Origin of the sequence: Streptomyces tibetensis, from assembly GCF_040647715.1 — a bacterium.
GTDB lineage: Bacteria > Actinomycetota > Actinomycetes > Streptomycetales > Streptomycetaceae > Streptomyces > Streptomyces tibetensis_A.
This window is the reverse complement of sequence record NZ_JBEZCR010000041.1, coordinates 1-1042: the sequence shown is the minus strand read 5'-3', so window position 1 is coordinate 1042 and position 1042 is coordinate 1. Positions and strand designations below refer to the sequence as shown.

Genomic DNA, 1042 nt, shown 5'->3' with positions numbered 1-1042 from the left:
CTGCGATTTCCGACATGGTAATACCTTTTCGGAAGAGGTGAATGACGGTCTCCTCTAAGGTATCATTCGTCCGTCTATAAGCAGGAAGGTTCTGTTGCAAAGTTTTCCAAAAAATCTATTTTAGTGTAAAATTGAGAAAAAAGACAGAGAGGACAGAGTAATGAATCATTTTAAAGGCAAACAATTCAAAAAAGACGTCATTATTGTCGCTGTTGGTTACTACCTGCGTTACAATCTAAGCTATCGTGAAGTTCAGGAATTGTTATATGATCGTGGAATAAATGTTTGTCATACTACGATTTATCGTTGGGTGCAAGAGTACAGCAAAGTCCTCTATTATCTTTGGAAGAAGAAAAATAGACAATCCTTCTATTCATGGAAAATGGACGAAACCTATATCAAAATTAAGGGACGTTGGCATTATCTTTATCGTGCAATTGATGCGGACGGCTTAACCTTAGATATCTGGTTACGAAAGAAACGGGATACGCAAGCAGCCTATGCTTTATTAAAACGACTCCATAAACAGTTTGGTGAGCCGAAAGCAATTGTGACCGATAAAGCACCTTCTCTTGGCTCCGCCTTTAGAAAGTTACAGAGTGTGGGTTTATATACTAAGACAGAGCACCGAACTGTGAAGTATCTTAACAATTTAATAGAACAAGACCATCGACCTATTAAACGACGGAATAAATTTTATCAAAGTCTCCGTACAGCCTCTTCCACGATTAAGGGCATGGAGACCATTCGAGGAATATATAAAAAGAACCGAAGAAATGGAACGCTCTTCGGCTTTTCGGTGTCTACTGAAATCAAGGTATTAATGGGAATACCAGCCTAAGATATTTGGAGTTCAGAGAGGGCGCGTTTGATTTTCAAACTTCGCAACAGAACCGCCAATACCTTCACCGTTAATGCCTAAACGCTGAATGGTCAATGGAAAACGCTGGCCGATGTTAACGGTCGCTTGCACTTTTTCATCCGGCTGTTGTCGGCGCCGATCATTGTGCGATCGGGATTAGTGCGAATAATGATTTGGTTG

At 40.4% G+C, this 1042-nt stretch carries 1 protein-coding gene; it reads left to right on the top strand.

Annotated features, from left to right (window positions below):
* The first annotated feature begins 160 nt into the window (after positions 1 to 160).
* The gene (locus tag AB0B29_RS37710; RefSeq protein WP_362247284.1) at positions 161 to 841 is read left to right on the top strand and encodes an IS6-like element ISS1N family transposase; all 681 of its coding nucleotides are present in this window, start codon (positions 161 to 163) and stop codon (positions 839 to 841) included.
* The last annotated feature ends 201 nt before the right edge of the window (positions 842 to 1042 follow it).